This window comes from Pseudoalteromonas sp. SWXJ133 (assembly GCF_015864365.1).
In the GTDB taxonomy this organism is placed as follows: Bacteria; Pseudomonadota; Gammaproteobacteria; order Enterobacterales; family Alteromonadaceae; genus Pseudoalteromonas; species Pseudoalteromonas arctica.
Genome location: NZ_JADYXJ010000012.1, coordinates 64862 through 83499, shown reverse-complemented (window position 1 = coordinate 83499; position 18638 = coordinate 64862). Strand labels below are relative to the sequence as shown.

14 protein-coding genes are annotated in these 18638 nt (G+C 39.6%); 12 read left to right on the top strand and 2 right to left on the bottom strand.

Features of this window, described 5'->3' with window-relative positions; all coding sequences use genetic code 11:
- From I6F40_RS11010 to I6F40_RS10960, 11 genes are all read left to right on the top strand, one after another.
- Window positions 1-1758 carry a bifunctional protein-serine/threonine kinase/phosphatase gene (locus I6F40_RS11010; protein ID WP_166377616.1) on the top strand — a complete coding sequence of 586 codons (1758 nt, stop codon included), beginning with the start codon at window positions 1-3 and terminating at the stop codon, window positions 1756-1758.
- 9 nt (window positions 1759-1767) lie between these two features.
- A complete protein-coding gene (locus tag I6F40_RS11005; RefSeq protein ID WP_166377615.1) occupies window positions 1768-2961 on the top strand; it encodes an alginate export family protein in 1194 nt (397 codons plus the stop codon).
- 227 nt (window positions 2962-3188) lie between these two features.
- A complete protein-coding gene (locus tag I6F40_RS11000; protein WP_166377614.1) occupies window positions 3189-4712 on the top strand; it encodes an FAD-dependent oxidoreductase in 1524 nt (507 codons plus the stop codon).
- Window positions 4713-4738: 26 nt separating this feature from the next.
- A complete protein-coding gene (locus tag I6F40_RS10995; RefSeq protein ID WP_166377613.1) occupies window positions 4739-7435 on the top strand; it encodes a nitrate reductase in 2697 nt (898 codons plus the stop codon).
- A 16-nt stretch (window positions 7436-7451) separates the two neighbouring features.
- On the top strand, window positions 7452-8423 hold the full coding sequence (gene moaA, locus I6F40_RS10990; RefSeq protein ID WP_166377612.1) for a GTP 3',8-cyclase MoaA: 972 nt from the start codon (window positions 7452-7454) through the stop codon (window positions 8421-8423).
- 1 nt (window position 8424) lies between these two features.
- Complete coding sequence (locus I6F40_RS10985; protein WP_166377611.1) at window positions 8425-9147, top strand: molybdenum cofactor guanylyltransferase; 723 nt, start codon at window positions 8425-8427, stop codon at window positions 9145-9147.
- Window positions 9144-9683 carry a molybdenum cofactor biosynthesis protein B gene (gene moaB, locus I6F40_RS10980; RefSeq protein ID WP_007585240.1) on the top strand — a complete coding sequence of 180 codons (540 nt, stop codon included), beginning with the start codon at window positions 9144-9146 and terminating at the stop codon, window positions 9681-9683. The genes I6F40_RS10985 and moaB overlap by 4 nt, the downstream gene beginning before the upstream one ends.
- 1 nt (window position 9684) lies before the next feature.
- Complete coding sequence (moaC, locus tag I6F40_RS10975) at window positions 9685-10155, top strand: cyclic pyranopterin monophosphate synthase MoaC (protein WP_166377637.1); 471 nt, start codon at window positions 9685-9687, stop codon at window positions 10153-10155.
- Window positions 10133-10432 carry a MoaD/ThiS family protein gene (locus I6F40_RS10970; RefSeq protein ID WP_166377610.1) on the top strand — a complete coding sequence of 100 codons (300 nt, stop codon included), beginning with the start codon at window positions 10133-10135 and terminating at the stop codon, window positions 10430-10432. The genes moaC and I6F40_RS10970 overlap by 23 nt, the downstream gene beginning before the upstream one ends.
- On the top strand, window positions 10432-10890 hold the full coding sequence (gene moaE / locus I6F40_RS10965) for a molybdopterin synthase catalytic subunit MoaE (protein ID WP_166377609.1): 459 nt from the start codon (window positions 10432-10434) through the stop codon (window positions 10888-10890). Before I6F40_RS10970 ends, moaE begins: the two co-directional genes overlap by 1 nt.
- Before the next feature lie 151 nt (window positions 10891-11041).
- Window positions 11042-12361, top strand: a complete 1320-nt coding sequence (locus tag I6F40_RS10960) for a hypothetical protein (protein ID WP_166377608.1) — start codon at window positions 11042-11044, stop codon at window positions 12359-12361.
- Between the two features lie 143 nt (window positions 12362-12504).
- Here I6F40_RS10960 and I6F40_RS10955 read toward each other — a convergent pair whose 3' ends face one another.
- Window positions 12505-13674, bottom strand: coding sequence for a zinc-binding metallopeptidase family protein (locus tag I6F40_RS10955; protein ID WP_197192925.1), 1170 nt, complete (start codon window positions 13672-13674; stop codon window positions 12505-12507).
- A 69-nt stretch (window positions 13675-13743) separates the two neighbouring features.
- Window positions 13744-14517: an SHOCT domain-containing protein gene (locus tag I6F40_RS10950; RefSeq protein ID WP_007585227.1), complete on the bottom strand. Its 774-nt coding sequence runs from the start codon at window positions 14515-14517 to the stop codon at window positions 13744-13746.
- 757 nt (window positions 14518-15274) lie between these two features.
- Here I6F40_RS10950 and I6F40_RS10945 point away from each other — a divergent pair.
- Entirely contained in the window at window positions 15275-18586 is a 3312-nt protein-coding gene (locus tag I6F40_RS10945) for a transglutaminase family protein (RefSeq protein ID WP_166377606.1), read from the top strand.
- The last annotated feature ends 52 nt before the right edge of the window (window positions 18587-18638 follow it).

Here is an 18638-nt window from a genome sequence, read left to right as displayed (position 1 = left end):
ATGTTTGATGAAACACTCCACGCTAAAGCGCTAAAAAATGAACTCAACGTTTCATTTGGCGGGCACAGTGCTAAAGGGTTAAAAGCAGAAAACCAAGATGCGTTTGCAGCTCTTAATACCAAAGCGCAAGAAAAAGAGTCTAAAGGCGTTATTGCCTGCTTAGCCGATGGGTGTTCATCAGCAAAAAATGCTAAACAAGCGTCTCAACTTTCGGTTACTCATTTTATAAATGAGTATTTAAATACCCCCGAAAGTTGGGCGGTTAAAAAGTCAGTGTCGAAGGTGTTAGCAAGTTTAAATCAGTGGCTTTATTCGCAATCGGTTAATTACAATCACCTTGGTCAACGCCAAGCCGATTGGATGACCACTTTTACAGCACTTATTTTAAAGTCGGCAACGGGTTATATATTTCACTTAGGTGATACGCGTATTACCCGCTTGCGAGGAAATAAAATTGAGGCGATAACACGGGATCACAAAGTAAACGATACGCTAACGCGTGCACTTGGCGCACAACTTCATCAAGAAATAGATGTTTACGAAGTTGACCTTAAAGCAGACGATATTTATATATTAACCTGCGATGGCGTACACGATGTGCTCCCAAACAGCGATATAGCTAAATTAATTAATGAACACGTTAATTTAGAGCGCACTAATTTAGAAAATGCAGCTAAAGCAATTACCGAACTTGCATTAGCGCGAGGGAGTGACGACAACGTAAGTTGCTTACTGGTAAAAGTAGAAAATATTGCCGAGCAAAAGTTAGATGAGCTTTATCATTCGCTAACACGACGAAAGATTCCACCTGCGCTTAATGTTGGGCAAAAAATTGATGACTACACGGTTATTCGTAAATTGCATGCCAGTAGTCGCTCGCACATTTATTTAGTGCAACAAGCGCCCGATATACCGCCAGTGGTTTTAAAAGCACCTTCGGTTAATTTTGAAGACGATGTGCACTACCTTCAAGGCTTTATAAGAGAAGGCTGGGTAGGTCAACGCATAAACCATTTAAACGTGATGAAAGTATTGAGTACGCAATCGCAGAGTCGTTTTTTGTATCATATTTGTGAGTACATGGACGGGCAAACACTCAGTGATTGGAAGCACGATGTGCCGCACCCAGAAATAACCCAAGTGCGCAGTATTATTGAACAAATAGTACATGCACTAAGGGCGTTTCAACGACTCGATATGGTACATCGCGATTTAAAACTCGATAATGTAATGATAGATGCGCACGGAAAAGTAACGCTCATTGATTACGGCACAGTAAGTGTTGCAGCTATGGACGAGTCGGTCAAACAAATTGCGGATGATTGCCCGCAAGGCACTGCCGACTACACCGCACCCGAAACACTTATTACTATGCACGCCGATTTTAAAAGTGATTTGTTTTCACTTGGCGTTATTGCATACGAGTTATTGTGCTCAAAATTACCTTACAAACCACTGCCACTTAACCACGTAGCGCCAAAAGATTACAGCCATTGGCACTACACAAGTATTCGTAAATACAGAGCCGATATTCCGTTTTGGTTAGATCAAGCCCTTATGAAAGCGCTTGCCCCTAAACCTGAGCTCAGATACCAAGCTTTTTCTGAGTTTATAAACGATATCAACAAACCTAATCCTTATTTAGAAAGTACCGCTAATAAAAGCTCAATAATGAAACGCGATCCAGTTATGGTGTGGAAATGTATTTCGCTGTGTTTATTTATTGCTTTGGTATGTGTATTAATAATTAAAACTTAGAGAACCAAAATGCTTAACTATAAGAACAACTTACCTATTATTTTTATACTGGGTTGCTTCACTGCGCCTTCAATAAGCTTTGCTGCGCAAACTGATCTTGATTTTAGACTGCGTTTTGAAAGCGTTGATCAAGAAAATGCCTTAAAAGATGCAAGCGGCTTAACACTTAGAACCCGCTTAACGCATCAAACAGACGAGGTTAATGGTTTTTCAGCCGTTATTGAAGTAGAAGACACTCGCAGCCTATTGGGCGTAGATGATTACAACAATACGGTGGGGGAAAACACTAATTACTCTGTTATTGCAGACCCAGAAAGCACTGAGATAGACCAAGGTTTTGTTAAATATGCCCGCGATGGTCTATCGCTAAAAGTAGGACGCCAAGTAATAGCCCTTGATGGGCAGCGTTTTGTTGGGCACGTAGGTTGGCGCCAAGATAGGCAAACCTTTGATGCAGCAACCATTAATTACGCATTAAATAACATAGATTTACAGTACAGTTATTTAAATAAGCGTAACCGCATATTTGCTGACGATAAAGACATTAAATCGTCCGATCATCTAATTAATGCAAGCTTTAAAACAGACTTCGGCAAAGTGGTTTTATACAGTTACTTATTAAGTGACGATGCACTACAAGACGACAGTTTAGACACTTATGGCGTTTCTTTTAACGGTAATAAAACCCTAAACGACATAAAGTTTTATTACAAAGCGGAGTATGCAACGCAGTCTGCCTCAACAAACGTGAGTGATTTTGATGCCGATTACTATGCACTTGAAGGCGCTGTTGATTTAAATGGTTTGGGCAATAAGACAGTAACATTAAAAGTCGGCATAGAGTCACTTGGCTCTGACAATAGCGATTACGGGTTTGCAACACCACTTGCCACGTTACATAAATTTAATGGTTGGGCAGATACGTTTTTAAATACACCCGCACAAGGCTTGGACGACACTTACATAAGTTTAAATGGTAAAGCGTTTGACGGAAAATGGCTGGTGGCTTATCACAGTTTTGATGCTAATGAGCAATCAAATGGGGTTGACGATTTGGGTACTGAACTAAACGTACAATACGTTAAACCTATTAATAAACAATACGCAGTGGGTGTTAAATATGCTGATTACTCAGCGGGCGATACTGCAGCTAATAAAGTCGATACTCAAAAATTGTGGATATGGATGAGCGCTAAATTTTAATCCTCTTTATCTTCTAATATCCTCTTGTAATTTATAGCGACACAAGATGGTGCAATTGCACCATCTTGTGGGGCTTTATGCTTTTTACTTCTGCACCAATGTAGGCAACTTGCTGATTTTAAATGCTTATATATTTGGCTTACATATTGCTATAACAATCCTATAACAAATCATTCGATTTCAATTTTAGTCAATTACTAAAGTAGATATCATTTTAAGGTGAGTAAATGCTAAGCAAGCAGCGTGTTGTAGTGGTAGGAAACGGAATGGTGGGGCACCATTTTGTGCAGCAGCTGGTTTCTCAAAATCAGGCTGATGAGCAATTTGAAATTACGGTATTAAGCGGTGAAGACCGTTTAGCGTATGACCGCGTACAACTATCGTCTTTTTTTAAAGGTAAAACCGCAGACGACCTCGCACTTACATGCAATAAAACCTATGACGATTGGCAAGTACGCTTTCATACTCATTCTAAAGTGGTTGATATAAATCGTGATATGCACACTGTAACGACCGCTAAAGGGGAGTTGTTTGAATACGACAAACTTGTGCTTGCTACAGGTTCATTCCCATTTGTACCGCCTATACCGGGTAAAGATCGCGAGCATTGCCTTGTTTATCGCACCATTAACGATTTACACGCAATAAAAAACTCAGCCCACGGCAGCAAAGTAGGCGTGGTAATTGGTGGCGGTTTACTGGGTCTTGAGGCTGCAAACGCATTAAAGCAATTGGGTTTACAGACTCACGTAATAGAATTTGCACCGCAACTTATGGGTGTACAAGTTGATGCGGGGGGCGGTCGGTTACTAAAAAACAAAATTACAGATTTGGGCGTTACTGTACATACGTCAGTGGCGACTGAGGAAATAGTAGAAGGTGAAAGTTGCCGTTACAAAATGTGTTTTAAAGGCGGCAAAACCCTTGAAACCGATATGATTGTATTCTCAGCAGGTATTCGCCCTTATGATAATTTAGCCCGCGAGTTTAATTTAGAGTTAGGCGAGCGCGGCGGTATTGTAATTAATAACCACTGCCAAACGAGCGATAAAAACATATACGCAATTGGTGAATGTGCACTGTGGAATAATTTTATTTTTGGCTTAGTGGCACCCGGTTACGCCATGGCTAAAATTGCAGTTGGGCATATTTTACAACAGACCCAGCAAGGTTCCTTGCAAAGTAATGGCTTAGACAATAAAGCCGATGAGTTCAGTGGTGCCGATATGAGCACCAAGCTTAAATTAATGGGTGTTGAAGTAGGCTCTATTGGCGATGCACATGCACGCAGCGAAGGTGCAATAAGCTATTATTTTGAAGATCAACCCAATGGTATTTATAAAAAAGTAGTCACTAATTCACAAAGTAATAAGCTGATTGGCGCCGTGCTTGTTGGCGATACCAGCGATTACGATAATTTACTGCAATATCATTTAAACGACATTGAACTTACCACCGCCCCAGAAGCGCTCATTATGCCCCTTGCTGGCGACATAGCAGAGCTAAGCGCCGATGACTTGCCTGATGACGCCATTATTTGCGCTTGTCATAAAGTAACTAAACACACCATTGAACAAACAGTCGCTAAAGGCTGCATAGATTTGGCAAGTGTGCAGCAAAGCACCAAAGCCAGTACAGGCTGTGGTGGTTGTGAAAAACTCGTTCAAAACGTAATAAGCAGCGCACTCGCTAAAGCAAGTAACACTATTAACGTAGTTACCCTTAATGAGCCTGTAAAACAGCCCGCATAAATTAAAGCACACTAAAAGAGAGCAGTATGGCAACCGCAAACACGTCACCAACTATAAATAAAACGAGTTTAAAACAAACAACATGTGCTTACTGTGGTGTAGGGTGTGGTGTTGATATTTCACTTTTTAATAATGTGCCAACCAAGCTTGAAGGCATGCGAGAGCATCCCGCAAACTTTGGTCGTTTATGTGTAAAAGGCACGCATTTGCTTGACACAACAGGCAGTGATAATCGCTTAACGTCGCCTCTTATTAATAACCAATCCGTTACGTGGGATGAAGCAACCGACCACGTTGCCAATAAATTTAACGACATAATACAAAAGCACGGACCCGATGCGGTGGCTTTTTATGTATCGGGGCAGTTACTTACTGAAGATTACTACATCGCTAATAAATTAATGAAAGGCTACATAGGCTCAGGCAATATTGATACAAATTCGCGCCTGTGTATGTCGTCTGCTGTGGCAGGTTATAAACGGGCTTTTGGTGAAGACGTAGTGCCGTGTACTTACGAGGATTTAGAGCAAACTGAGCTGCTTATTTTAATTGGCTCTAATGCAGCATGGACTCACCCGGTTTTATATCAGCGAATGGAGCGTGCAAAGCAACTTAACCCAAATATGAAAGTGGTGGTTATTGATCCGCGTAAAACCGACACCGCTGAGCTTGCCGACTCATTTTTAAATATAAAACCAGGCAGTGACGCTGCGCTTTATAACGGTTTGCTTAATTATTTAAATAAGCATAACCACCTCGATACGCAATTTATTGCTCAGCACACAAACGGCTTTGAAAGCGCACTGCAAGAGGCAACAAAATGGAGCTGTGAGGCAGTTAGCGACTTTTGCGATATAGCAATTGAGCAAGTAACTGAGTTTTACGCGCTATTTGCTAAAAGCCCAAGTGCGATTAGCTTTTATTCAATGGGTATAAATCAGTCAAGCTCGGGTGTAGATAAATGCAACGCCATTATTAATGCGCATTTAGCCTCAGGTAAATTACTTAAACCAGGTAGCGGTCCGTTTTCTATTACTGGGCAACCCAATGCGATGGGCGGGCGCGAAGTAGGTGGTTTGGCTAATCAGTTAGCGGCACATTTAGATATTGAAAACGCAGCGCATCAATCACTTGTACAACGTTTTTGGCTCTCGCCAACGATCGCTAAAAAAGCAGGCAGCAATGCCATCGATATGTTTGATGAAATAGCCGCAGGCAAAATAAAAGCAGTGTGGATAATGGCTACAAACCCAATGGTGAGCTTGCCCAATAACGCCGCTATTAAAAAAGCATTAGAGACCTGCGAGCTGGTAGTTGTATCTGACTGTATTGCAAAAAGTGATACGTTAAAATTTGCCGATGTTGCTTTTCCATCAACCGGATGGGGCGAAAAAAACGGCACAGTAACCAACTCAGAGCGCAGAATATCAAGGCAGCGCCCGTTAGTAGCGCCTTATGCAGGAGCTAAAAACGATTGGCAAATTATGTGCGATGTTGCTAAAAAAATGGGCTTTGAAGGTTTTGATTTTACAGACCCAAGTGGCATTTTTGAAGAATGGGCACAATTAACTGACTTTGAAAATAATGGCAGCCGATTATTAAACCTCTCTGGTTTAGTTGGGCTCACACAAAATCAGTATGATAATTTAAAACCCATTATGTGGCCTGTTGTTAAAAATCAGCCTTATAAAAATGGTCAGGTTTTTACAAATAACCAATTTAGCACCATTGATAAAAAGGCGCGTTTTATACCCATAATGCCGCAATTACCGGTGCAAAAAACATCAAATGATTACCCGTTTGTAATGAACTCAGGGCGTATACGCGACCAATGGCATACCATGAGCCGCACGGGTAAAAGCACTGCGCTTTCATCGCATATTACACGCCCGTACATTGAAATTAATCCGCTTGATGCCAGTAAATTAGCAATTAAACAAAACGATTTAATAAGTGCGATTGCCCAAACTGGGCAGGTTACCGCGCATGCAAAAGTAACCGATGCCGTGCGAAAAGGTGAATGCTTTATGCCTATTCACTGGAACAAGCAATTTGCATCATCAGCAACAGTAAGTGGGTTGTATCAATCGGTAGTTGACCCTCTATCTGGTCAGGCTGAGTGCAAACACGGCGCTGTTAATATAGTTAAAGCACCCTTTGTGCAATATATGCAGCTGTTTGCTAAAAACGAACTTGTTATAGACAGTGATTTTTGGCTCAAAGTTAATGCAAGTAATTGCTTTAATTACCAATTGGCGCTTAATGAACCAAAAAGTGATTTACTGTATTACTGCCAAACCTTAACTGGTTTACAAGGGCAGTGGTCGGCTATGAATACGGCAAAAGCCATGCATGTGCAGTGTATTCAAAACGATCAATTAGCGTTTGTTGGTGTTATTTCTAACGAGCAAAAAGAAATATCACTTGAGTGGATAAACCATTTGTTTGCAGAGCCATTACTGACTTTTACACAGTTACAGTCTTTGCTTTATGCAACCCCCGATGAAGAATTTACCCAAGGTGCACAAGTGTGTAGCTGCTTTAAAGTAAGAGAGCAGCCAATTATAAACGCCATTAAAAACGGTGCAAACACAGTCGAGCAATTGGGGTCTGAACTTAAATGTGGAACGAATTGCGGTTCGTGTAAAACACAATTAAGCCAATTAATAAAACAACATTACAAAGCAGGTTCTAGCAGCATTGATGTTGCGGTTGTAATGTAAAGAAAAAAGGAAGCATATGCTTAATGATCAATTTGGTCGGCAGTTTAACTATTTGCGTCTCTCAATAACCGATGTATGTAATTTTAGTTGTAGTTATTGTTTACCAAACGGGTATCAGTGCGATACGCCGCGTAATTTTTTAAATAAAAACGAAATTAGCACGCTGGTAAATGCGTTTGCAGAGCTAGGTACTAAAAAAGTGCGCATTACAGGTGGCGAACCGTGCTTGCGAAACGACGTCACCGATATTATAAAACTCTGTAAAAACACGCGCGGCATAGAAAAAGTAGCCATTACTACCAACGGGTTTAATTTATTAAAGAAAATTGATGAATTTGCAGAAGCAGGGCTTGATGCGCTTAATGTCAGCATTGATAGTTTAAATCCGAGTATGTTTAAACTCATAACAGGGCACGACAAACTTACCCTTATTTTAAAAGGGATTGAGCGCGCGGTAGAGCTGGGCATAAAAGATATAAAAATAAATGCGGTGCTTGCCAAACAGTTTAATAAAAACCAATTGAAGGATTTTTTAGCGTGGGTAAAACACCACAAAGTTACGGTGCGCTTTATAGAATTAATGGAAACCGGTGACGGCGCAACCTTTTTTGAAGAAAACCACTTAAGTGGGCAAACGGTTAAAGCCCAGCTTTTAGCTCAAGGCTGGTTACAAGTAGTTAGGGGAAAGCTAAATGGACCCGCTGAGGAATTTTGTCATCCAGATTACGATGGTCGTATTGGTTTAATAATGCCTTACAGCAAAGATTTTTGTAAAAGTTGTAATCGCTTAAGGGTGTCGGCGCTGGGTAAATTACACTTATGCTTGTTTGCCGAGCAAGGTATAGATTTACGCGAACTACTAAACGAGGACGATACTGCAGCGACCGTAAAGGCAATTCAAGCCGCTATGGGCAATAAAGAAATAAGCCATGAGCTGGATAAACGCTTAACAGGTGCGACAACTCACTTAGCCATGTTAGGCGGCTAATATGGGAGCTGATGTGAATACTCATATAAAAGCTGATATAAAATCCAATATAAAAGTTAAGCGAGATTTTACAGGCGTTGTGCTTGCTGGTGGTAAGTCATCAAGAATGGGCACAGACAAAGCCGATTTAGTTTTAAAAAATAAAACGCTTTTGCAAAATGCGTGTGATTTATTAAAAGAGGTAGGTGCTAAAAATATATTGGTAAGCCGCAACGTTACAAATCCAGTCAAGTCATTGAGCCATTACTCGCCGAGCGATTATCCCTCAGAAAAGTACGTTAAAGATATATACCCAAACAGCGGACCCCTTGGCGGAATTTACTCCACATTAATAGTCACCGAGCACGATTTACTTATTACTGCGGTTGATATGCCTCTACTTACGAGTAGTTTGTTAAGCACAATAGTGCTGGCTTCTCAGACAAATAACGTACAAAGTGTGAGCAATCAATTAAATCAGTCACAAATACATGCTTGGCACTTTGAAAATGAACCACTACCGCTGTATATTCGTAATACAAGCAGTGTAAAAAATCATTTAAAACACATACTCACAAACGCAAACAGTCATAAATCAATAAAACAGTTTACCCAAAGCATTGGTGTGCAAACGCTTTTATGTAATAAAGCGCATGCATTAATAAACACCAATACACCGGCGCAATTTAAAGCTGTAAATGAGCATTTTGACCTAAGCATTAACCTATTGAGAAGAACATTATGAGCCACACAAGCGATACACAAATACCTTTAAACATTGCCGTACTTACAGTAAGCGACACGCGCGATGCGATTACCGATACTTCTGGTCATTACTTAATTAAAGCGCTAACTGAGGCGGGTCATCACTTAGCGGATAAAGAAATTGTAAAAGATGATGTTTACCAAATGCGCGCTATTGCATCGCAGTGGATAGCCGACGACACCATTCACGCTATTTTAGTGACTGGTGGTACAGGATTTACCGAACGTGATTCAACACCTGAGGCATTTGCGCCGCTGTTTGATAAAAGCGTAGACGGCTTTGGTGAGCTATTTAGACATATATCGTACGGTGAAATTGGTAACTCAACTATTCAATCTCGTGCACTTGCAGGACTTGCTAACAACACCGTTATTTTTTGTATGCCAGGCTCTACAGGCGCATGTAAAACAGCGTGGACAGGCATTATAAAAGATCAACTTAACTCAATGCATAAACCGTGTAACTTTGTACCGCATATTACCATTGGTAAAAAGTGTGAATCGCGTGAGCAATAGTATGTTAAGCCACGTTGACGAAAACGGCCAAGCTAATATGGTTGATGTATCGCTCAAAGACATAACCCTGCGCGATGCCTCAGCTGAAGCATTTATTAGCATGAGCAAGCTTGCCTTTGAACAAGTAATGCTTAATCAAAACAAAAAGGGCGATGTATTAGGCGTGGCACGTATTGCGGGTATTCAAGGCGCTAAAAAGTGCGCTGATTTAATCCCGCTTTGTCATCCGCTTGCACTTACTAAAGTCGCTGTTGATTTTGAACTTGATGAAGCAAACAGCCAAATTAAAATAACCAGCTACTGCAAACTTGCCGGTAAAACCGGGGTCGAAATGGAAGCGTTAACAGCGGTATCTGTGGCTAGCCTTACTTTGTTTGATATGTGTAAAGCAGCCGACCCACTAATGGAAATTAGCGGCATGCGCGTTACTCAAAAAGCTGGGGGCAAAAATGGCAGTTGGCAGCGAGATTAATCCAAACGATGCTATACCTAGCGCCAAAAATGTAGAGATATTATTTTTTGGGCAACTAAAAGAGCGGTTAAAGTGCAGTAAATTAAGCCTTGAAATTACGCAGCCGCTTAGTATTTCAGAGCTTAAATTAAGATTAGTGAGCCAATACCCGCATTGGCAACCGTGGCTGGAGGAGCGTGAGCTACTTGCAGCGCTTAACCAAACTATGTCATCAAGCGATGAGATAGTGAAAGCAGGGGATGAGCTTGCCTTTTTCCCGCCGGTTACAGGTGGCTAATGAGCATACATATTCAAGTACAAACCGATGATTTTAATGTAGGTGACGAGCACAATACGCTTTGTAGTAATGATAAAAGCGATGGCGCTGTTGTCACCTTTACAGGTTTGGTAAGAGAGTTCAGCAGTGACGATAACGTTATTGCACTTGAGCTTGAGCACTACCCTGGTATGACCGAGCAACTGCTTCAATCTATTGCAGAGCAAGCACAAACTCGCTGGCAACTGGCGAGAATATGCATTATTCATCGCGTTGGTTACTTAGCACTTGGCGAGCAAATTGTATTTGTAGGCGTAACTTGCCGCCATCGCCAAGCCGCGTTCGAAGGCGCACAATTTATAATGGATTACTTAAAAAACCATGCCACGTTTTGGAAAAAAGAGCACTTTAAAGACTCATCAAATTGGGTTAAGTTTAAACAAAGTGACAAACAAGCGCTGGGCAAGTGGGAAGAGTGATACAGATATTTAATTATTTACGTTCAGTAAAGGCTTTATAGCTCGATAATAAATAACTTATGTAACTCTCAGTTTGCGTGTGAAGTCTGCGTTTTTCGTGTTATAAATCAGCAATATTAGATTGTTAGCTCGACCCAAGTCTGGAAGACATATGCGCACATCAAAAATGTTATATTTTACAATATTATTACTTGTTCTACTTTCAGCTTTTCTTGCTGTATGGGTATATGATTTAAAAGAAGGTAAAGATTTACTAAGCTTTACCATATCAACAGTAAGCTTTTGTATAGCCGTATTAGCTTTATTTATTACTGTTAGAACATATACATCAATTGATAGTGTAAATAATATTAGCAAAATGGAAGGTAACATTTTAGATAATGAAAATTACGTAACCTCACTTCCAGAGTTGATTAACCAGTTTAAGTCCCAAGATGAAAATACACTAGAGAAAGAAATTTTTGACTCTATTGAGCATAAACTAAAAAAAGAGTCAGAAACCGCCGTTCTTTTTGCCGATACCCTGCAATATATAATTGACCTAATTGTTTTATTTCCAGCTGTTTTTAATGCATCAGAAACTAACAAAGTGCTTTATAAAAAGCGTATGGATACAATTTTGTCAGAAGTTGATAGGCGCTGTGAAATATTGCACTCGGTGAGTAAAGGTAATTCAATTCAAATAACGGAAACGATAAAGCTATTTAAAGCTGTTGTGTCTTACCAAAGTTTTGTAGCTGATGATAATTTTAATATTCATGCAGACTTACTTCATGTGAGAGGTCCAATTCTTCGTAATCCAGTTACAAAAACCATTTACCACAATTACCTAGGTTTGTATTACAACAAAAAAGGCATGCATTTATTACGAGAGTCGCTAAATATGAACTCTGTAGATATTTTGTCGATTGATGGTTTAGAGCTGGCTCAAAAAAACATTAATACCATAGAGCCATCAATACTTGAAGAAGTAAGTATGTATCTTAAATCTGCCGCTGAGCAGTTTGATAAAGCACTTAAAGTATCTAGCGAAGATGTTATGTGGCCTGGTTTTATTAATTACAATAAAGCACGTACGGTATATTTTTTAGCTTTACTATCAAATAGCGAACTTAATTGGTTAGATATTCTCGACGAAGCAATAGAGTCTCGCAGCAGGTTAAATCGACTAATTGACGAAATTTTAATGATAGACAGATCAAAATCAGCCAATATTGTTAGCACACATTTAAGAGAATTTTTTCTATATCAAGAAGAGTTAGCACGTACAGTAAAATTGAATATTTTACTGTCGAATAATCTAACCAGACAAAATAATGCACCTATTATATATAAAGGGATTAATATCTCTGATATATCAAACGAAAAACTAACTGACTTATTTGTTTCAATACAAAAGTTTTCTACAGTTAGTATTTACCAAGAAAAAATCATAAGTCGACTTAAGAATAACCTCGCTGTGACAAGCTAACAAAGCTTCAGCGAGAAAGTAGGGGATATACTATTTTTACGGCTTTTTTCTCATCATAAAAAAGCCACCTACCTATGCATGAAAAGTCATAGCAAGAATAAATGGCTCTTTATTAAAATGTTTTTTGGACTGAGCTTATTTTATTACACTTTTCCAATGCTCAAATCAGGCATTAAATTGAGCCTGTTATGAATGGCATGATGGATGAAAGATAACTTAGTTCGCACCGCTTGAGTAAGTACAAATGGGTAGGCATCGGCAAGTCCCATGCTGCGATTTAGTGAATTTAGAATGATCGAAAATTCCATCCAAGTATCTAAAATAGCATCAATCGATGTTTGTGAATTAAAGTAATAGGCACTTTGTGGCAATCGAAGCTCGTCTGCTTCATCTAATTCAAACTCATTACCCGTTGTTGAGCCTGTAATTGAAAAGTTTTTGGCTGTTTCTAGCGTATCGATAATATGCATGTAATGCGCCCATGTTTCTGCCCAGTCTTCATAAGGGTGCATAGTAGCGTATTCACTGATAAAGGTTTCATGCCAGTTAGCTGGCGCACCTTGCTTGTAATGAATATCGAGCGCTTGCTGGTAATCTAATTCGTCATCACCAAAATATTGCTTACATAAAGCATGTTTTTTTGGTGAATTTGCGATTAGTTGATCAAAATAATAATGACCAAGTTCATGGCGAAAATGACCAAGTAAAGTACGGTAACGCTCACCCATCGCTATTTTAGCTTGAGAGCGCGCTACGTCGTCTGCCTCGGCTAGGTTTATAGTGATATGTCCGCAATCGTGTCCTGTAAATACAACGTCTTGACCTATAATAGGGCTTACAAAGTGATCACTTACGTTACGATCTGCTATAAAATCGAAGCTTAATCCGCTTTCAGGTTCTTGAATCGTTGTATTTAAAGGGAGTGATAATGATTTTAATGTATACAAAGCGCGACGTTTTGCTGTCTCCATTTTTTTCCATAATGGAATATGTTCAACAATACTTAAATCGGGCACCGTTTCATTAAAGCGGCACGAAAAACACAGCACTTCGTCTTTATTGGCAACAGGTATAAATGTGTCTAAATTAACCATACCATTGCATACGTGATACTGAGCGTTGTTATCACATTTTTTATAAAAAACTTCAGGCGCTTCTGCTTTGTAAAATAACCCCGATTGCTCATCAATTTCATAGGGTTCAACTTGGTCGAACTCATCATCAATACCCACGGTTCTACCGCAAGCCAGACAATGGCTGCTTTCAAAAAATAAAATAAGTTGGTCTGTGCAATTACATTTAAATGTTTTCATATGTTACCGAATAAAAAAGAGACCGTATAAACCACTTTTACTTAGCGCTATGCTATTGGAGGATAGTGGTTAAATCCTTTTTAAAAGTTCAGACTTTTTAATATTAAATTCATCATCACTCAACGCATTAGAGTCGCGAAGTTGTGCTAACTTTTCAATAATTTGAAGTGTTTCGTCTACCGAGTATTGCCCCACAGTATTATTAGCCGGTGCTTCAACTTGGTTTGGTGTTAACGATGCAAAATTCGGCTGCGTTACTTGCTGCGTAAAATCTTTTTGAGGTTCTGGAGGCGTTGGCGTTTGCCCTGAAATTAATGGCAGGGTATTTACATTAATTGTCCCCCACTGACTGTTAAATGTAAGAGAGGTATTATTGCCTTGCTGTTGGCTTACACCACCAATATTATGATCTAACGTGTCGTATACGCTCACTTGTCCATTTAATTCAACGGCTAAGCGATTAGGGAATATAGCGTAGCGAATATTATTTTGCGCACCACTGCTAAATGGGCTGCCTAGATTACCTGGCCACCATTGATTGCTGCCAGGCGTTCCTGCAGGAATAACCGGAAATATTTGGTTATTGCTCAATATATTAGCAAGTTCGTTGCACAAGTTATCAACGGTTGATTTTAAGCCGTTGTTAAACATGTCGCCAACCATTGTCATTCCGCCGCGCATCCATTGACCAGAACCACCAAGTTCTGGGCAATTAAACTGTGCCATTGAGCAACCGCCGTTATTAACGCTAACTAACATGTGAATTACTGCATCGTGACTGAGGTTATAACGAGATGCTATACCATTAACTAAGTTTTCACCGACATCTGTTAGCTTTTGCATAAGAAAATATCCTATTAGGTAGATTGGGTTGATTTAAAAAATCTGAAAATACGCCAGGGCTGCATTACCTTTAGCATTGATGATAATGAAAAATTAACAGGTTAGTGAGGTGTGCTGGTTTTTCAAATTGGACGTGTTCTGTTTTGTTTGAAATTAAAACACACCACTGCAAAACTAATCTTTAAAGTAAGCATCTATGTATTAAAAGTTGCTTGTTTTATCTCATCGAGATTGTTAGTTTTACTGTAACGTAAGCGGTTAAAAATCGATCTAGTATAGCACCGTTACTTACTTTAACAGCAGCTTTATTGTGAACTATTTCTTACTATTTAATGATTATTTTGAATGATTTTTAAACTCTAAATAAATACTTTTAATTATAACCGTTTAGCGTTATAAATAATGGAGTAAGTATTTTGAAAAATTAACTTTATTTGTTTTATTTCAATATTTTAAATTAATTATCTTTAATTGTAAGTTATTTTAAAGCACTATTTTGGTGCATTTTCTGCACCATTAAAAATCTAAAATTGATGGTTTAAATTACACTAAGTTTACTATTTATTGAATTGGTGTGTTTTTCCTATTAATTAGGTCAAAACCTTTATGCATAACGTTGCTTTGTGCAAGAGCCGCGAGTGGATGAACAGTACTACTTAAGCAAGTCTTTTGGTATAAAAATTGCACAAGTGAATTAGTCCAAATAATATTTTCAGCGTTATATTGTGGCCATACATTATTAAAGGGGAATTAATAGATGACAATTACAGTTGGGATTTCGCACCATACTCAGTATAAATACGACCGGTCAGTTAATATGGGGCCGCATATATTCCGATTACGTCCAGCGCCACATAGCCGTACAAAAATTAAAAGTTATTCTTTAAAAATAGTTCCAGAAGATCACTATATAAATTGGCAACAAGACCCTTTTGGTAATTACCAAGCGAGGGTGGTGTTTAACAAGCCAACTACCGAATTTAGTTTTACAGTTGATTTGGTCGCCGAACTAACGGTTATTAATCCTTTTGATTTCTTTTTAGAAGATTACGCCGAAAACTTTCCGTTTGTTTACGATGCTATTTCAAAATCAGAACTCACTCCTTATTTAAAAAAACGCAAAGCCAGTCCAAAATTTAAAGAATTAATTGAATCTTTAAATCCTAAAGAGCCGCTTAGAAGCGTTGATTTTTTAGTGGCTGTTAATCAAGCTATTTATGAATTAGTAGGTTATGGCATTCGTTTAGAACCCGGTGTGCAAACGGCAAACGAAACAATAAGTAAAAAAACAGGTTCGTGTCGTGATTCTGCTTGGTTGTTAGTACAATTGTTTCGTCATTTAGGGTTGGCATCTCGATTTGTATCGGGCTACCTAGTACAGCTAACGTCTGATCAAAAATCACTAGATGGCCCAAGCGGTCCAGAAGAAGACTTTACCGATTTGCATGCATGGACCGAGGTGTATATTCCGGGTGCAGGTTGGATAGGGCTTGATCCTACCTCGGGTTTATTTGCCGGTGAAGGTCATATTCCATTGGCATGTACGCCAGAGCCAAGCTCGGCAGCGCCGGTAACCGGCGGTATAGACGACTGTAAATCTGAGTTTAGCTTTTATAATAAAGTAACGCGTGTACACGAAGACCCACGTGTTACTAAGCCGTATTCTGAGGCGCAGTGGGCTGCAATTAATCGCTTAGGTCAGCACGTTGATAATGTTTACAATGAAGAAAACATACATTTAACCATGGGCGGCGAACCTACGTTTATTTCTATTGACGATATGGAACATCCTCAGTGGAACACTGATGCCGATGGTAAAGAAAAAAGAATATTAGCTCAAAATTTATTTGTAGAAATGAATAAAGTATACACAAAAGGTGGCTTTACTCATTACGGACAAGGTAAATGGTATCCGGGTGAGCCATTACCACGTTGGCAATATGCGTGCTATTGGCGCAAAGACGGCGAGCCTTTATGGCAAGATGCTGCACTATTAGCCGATCCTAATAAAGATTATAAATTTGATCATACCGATACTAAAAAGTTTGCTGATAAACTGTGTGACTCACTTGGTCTTGAAACCAAGGCACTTACTACGGCTTATGAAGATATTTTATATCACATGTGGCAAGAAGCCTCATTACCTACCGAAATAAAGCCAGATCAACCAGAACTTCTCCATGCAATGAGCCGAAAAGGCTTTTTAGCTAAAATGGATAAAGGGATAGAAAAGCCTGTTGGCTATGTTCTACCTTTAAAATGGAACGATAGTAAAAACTGTTGGCAGTCGTGTACGTGGGAGTTTAAACGGGGTCATTGTTTTTTATTACCGGGTGAATCACCACTTGGTTATCGCCTACCTTTAGACAGCCTTGAGTGGAGCGGCAATATTATTGACCGCGACCCGTTTGATATTCCAGAAAATTTTGCCAAAGCGAAAAAGCTTAAAAAGGGCTTTATTGGTAAAGAAATGGTTAAAACTGCGCTTGTAATGGAAGTGAGAGAGGGGCGTTTATATATATTTATGCCACCAACAAGTCATTTTGAACATTACATGGGTTTAATAAGTAGTATAGAGAGTGTGGCTAAAGAACTTAAAATGCCGCTTGTTATTGAAGGCTATAGCCCACCTAAAGATAGCCGCGTAGAAAAATACGCTGTAACGCCAGATCCAGGTGTTATTGAAGTAAATATTCATCCTTCAACATCCTGGGATCAATTAGTCAGTCGAACTACAACGCTATATGGTTTAGCAAAAGAATGCCGACTAGGTACCGATAAGTTTATGGCAGATGGTCGCCATACTGGTACTGGTGGTGGTAACCACGTAACGCTTGGTGGCGAAACACCTGAGCAAAGCCCATTTTTACGCAGACCCGATATTTTAAGAAGTTTTATTACCTATTGGCAGCATCATCCTGGTTTGTCGTATTTATTTTCGGGGCTTTTTATTGGTCCTACAAGCCAAGCGCCGCGAGTGGATGAAGCCCGTGATGAAGTTTTATACGAGCTAGAAATTGCCTTTTCGCATATGCCCGAAGGTGAGGTACCTGAGCCTTGGTTAGTTGATAGGTTACTGCGTAATTTATTAGTGGATTTAACGGGTAATACACACAGAGCAGAATTTTGTATAGATAAGCTCTATTCACCCGACTCAGCCACAGGTCGTTTAGGGATTGTAGAATTTAGAGGCTTTGAAATGCCTCCACATTCACAAATGAGTTTAGTGCAAATGCTACTGTTGCGTACTTTACTTGCTTGGTTTTGGAAAAAACCTTACCACAAGCCATTAATACGTTGGGGTACAGAGTTACACGATAAGTTTTTATTACCACAATATGTAGAAAACGATTTAGCTGAAGTAAGCCGCGATTTACAACAAGCAGGTTTTCAATTTCAGTTAAGTTGGTTAAATCCATTTTTTGAATTTAGGTTTCCGGTATGTGGCACGCGAGAACTTGATAACGTTACACTTGAGCTTAGAACCGCAATCGAGCCTTGGCATGTACTAGGCGAAGAGGCAAGTGCGTCGGGTACGGCGCGCTATGTAGATTCGTCATTAGAAAGAGTACAAATAAAAGTACAAGGAACAATGAGCGACCGCTATGTTGTAACGTGTAATGGTCGAAGAGTGCCGCTTAAACCGGTTAAAGGTAAAGCAAAAGATGAAATGGTCGCGGGTATACGATACCGAGCTTGGCAACCACCTACAGCGCTTCACCCAACTATTGGCGTACATGCACCATTAGTTTTTGATTTAATCGATACGTGGGAAGGACGTTCAGTTGGAGGCTTTGTATATCATGTGAGCCATGCTGGTGGGCGTAATCCTGAAACGCTACCGGTTAATGCATTTGAAGCTGAAGGGCGCAGAGTCGCAAGATTTTGGGAGCATGGGCATACACCGTCTTTACTTGCATCAGCAGAACCAAGCTGGAGCCCATCGGCGGTTACGCATAGTTTTCAGTCGGCGCAAAGCGCAAGTGAATACGTAGTGCCTGATGAAGAAAGTAGTAATCCTGATTATCCAAATACCTTGGATTTACGCAGGCAGCCCAACTTTAAATAATAATTGATAGTTGTGTCATTCCACTTTGAAATTATTTAAAGTGGAATGACTA

Coding starts and splice junctions, on each gene's coding strand:
- I6F40_RS11005 (WP_166377615.1), top strand. CDS start 1,768: ATGCTTAACTATAAGAACAACTTACCTATTATTTTTATACTGGGTTGC.
- moaA (WP_166377612.1), top strand. CDS start 7,452: ATGCTTAATGATCAATTTGGTCGGCAGTTTAACTATTTGCGTCTCTCA.
- I6F40_RS11010 (WP_166377616.1), top strand. CDS start 1: ATGTTTGATGAAACACTCCACGCTAAAGCGCTAAAAAATGAACTCAAC.
- I6F40_RS10960 (WP_166377608.1), top strand. CDS start 11,042: ATGCGCACATCAAAAATGTTATATTTTACAATATTATTACTTGTTCTA.
- moaB (WP_007585240.1), top strand. CDS start 9,144: ATGAGCCACACAAGCGATACACAAATACCTTTAAACATTGCCGTACTT.
- I6F40_RS10945 (WP_166377606.1), top strand. CDS start 15,275: ATGACAATTACAGTTGGGATTTCGCACCATACTCAGTATAAATACGAC.
- moaE (WP_166377609.1), top strand. CDS start 10,432: ATGAGCATACATATTCAAGTACAAACCGATGATTTTAATGTAGGTGAC.
- I6F40_RS11000 (WP_166377614.1), top strand. CDS start 3,189: ATGCTAAGCAAGCAGCGTGTTGTAGTGGTAGGAAACGGAATGGTGGGG.
- moaC (WP_166377637.1), top strand. CDS start 9,685: ATGTTAAGCCACGTTGACGAAAACGGCCAAGCTAATATGGTTGATGTA.
- I6F40_RS10950 (WP_007585227.1), bottom strand. CDS start 14,517: ATGCAAAAGCTAACAGATGTCGGTGAAAACTTAGTTAATGGTATAGCA.
- I6F40_RS10970 (WP_166377610.1), top strand. CDS start 10,133: ATGGCAGTTGGCAGCGAGATTAATCCAAACGATGCTATACCTAGCGCC.
- I6F40_RS10955 (WP_197192925.1), bottom strand. CDS start 13,674: ATGAAAACATTTAAATGTAATTGCACAGACCAACTTATTTTATTTTTT.
- I6F40_RS10985 (WP_166377611.1), top strand. CDS start 8,425: ATGGGAGCTGATGTGAATACTCATATAAAAGCTGATATAAAATCCAAT.
- I6F40_RS10995 (WP_166377613.1), top strand. CDS start 4,739: ATGGCAACCGCAAACACGTCACCAACTATAAATAAAACGAGTTTAAAA.